Origin of the sequence: Terasakiella sediminum (assembly GCF_033100395.1) — a bacterium.
Taxonomy (GTDB): Bacteria; Pseudomonadota; Alphaproteobacteria; order Rhodospirillales; family Terasakiellaceae; genus Terasakiella.
Window position 1 is genome coordinate 1 of record NZ_JAWLVJ010000065.1, and the last position, 1,325, is coordinate 1,325.

Below are 1,325 nucleotides of genomic sequence, written 5' to 3' on the forward strand. Positions count from 1 at the left end.
TGTGGAGTAGCCCCCATTTGGACCGGACACCCTGACATAGCCTAAGGAGGCTTAAGGCTATGCCTTAAGCATATGCTTATGTCTTATGAAATATCCGATGTTGAAATCATTATGGATGGCGCTCGTCGCCGTCGCTGGTCAGCGGCTGAAAAGCTGCGTATAGTCGAAGAAAGTTTTGACAGTTCTGAAAGTATTTCCACAGTTGCCCGGCGAAATGGTGTTGCCCCGAACCTGCTTTATCGCTGGCGAAAGCTGATGAGTGAAGGAGGTTCGATTGCCGTGAGCAGTGATGAAAGTGTGGTCGCCACATCCGAAGTCAAGCGCCTGGAGAAAAAGGTACGTGAACTGGAGCGCCTGTTGGGTAAGAAAACCATGCAGGTTGAAATCCTGCGCGAAGCCCTTGAAAAAGCAGACTCAAAAAAACGGACCTTGCCTTATGCCTTGTTGCCCAAGGGAGATGGCCAATGAAAACCATTGCCGATACGATGAAGGTCTCACGCTCCAACTTGTATGGTCGAAAAAACGGCTCAAAGCCTCGAAAGCCGCACTACGCTTGTGCCGGGGACGTCGAGGCCGTTGAAGCCATTCGCCCCCTTGTAGACAAAAAGCCGACTTTTGGCTATCGACGGATCGCTGGAATTCTGAATAAACAGCGCCGCCTTGAAGGCAAACCAACCATCAATCACAAGCGGGTTTATCGCATCATGATGATGAACGGCTGGCTGTTGGAAAAGCACACCGCCAACCTGCCGGGACGTGTACATGATGGCAAGGTGATTGTGATGTGCTCTGACCTTCGCTGGTGTTCAGACGGCTTTGAAATTCCGTGCTGGAATGGTGATGTGGTGCGTGTTGCCTTTGTAATTGACGCTTTTGATCGTGAGGTTATCTCATGGGTTGCGATTATCAATGACGGGATCGACGGGTCCATGGTGCGCGACATGATGCTGGAAGCCGTTGAAAAACGCTTCAACAACCTGCAAGCCCCGCACAAAATCGAGTTTCTCAGCGATAACGGAAGCTGTTACACGGCGAAGGAGACAAGAGACTTTGCAGCTGCCTTGAACCTGCGTTCCTGCTTTACACCGGTGCGCAGCCCGCAATCCAATGGCATGTCGGAAAGCTTTGTCAAAACCTTCAAACGCGATTTTGCCAGGATAAATCCTTTACCCGACGGCAAAACCGTTTATCAATCTCTTCATGAGTGGTTCGAGGAATATAACGAAGACCACCCCCACAGCGGCTTGAAATGGACCTCTCCCAGAGACTTCCGCAGAGCCCAAATTTAACCCGTCAGGGTGTCCGGTGAAATGGGGGCAACTCCA

Annotated in this window: 1 protein-coding gene; it reads left to right on the forward strand. The window is 51.0% G+C overall.

Annotated features, from left to right (window positions below):
- Positions 1–72: 72 nt before the first annotated feature.
- Positions 73–1,289 (forward strand): IS3 family transposase gene (locus RYZ26_RS19820; protein ID WP_317684993.1). Its coding sequence is split into 2 segments (ribosomal slippage): positions 73–403 and positions 403–1,289, totalling 1,218 coding nucleotides; the frame shifts between segments, so codons are not numbered across the junction.
- Positions 1,290–1,325 lie beyond the last annotated feature (36 nt).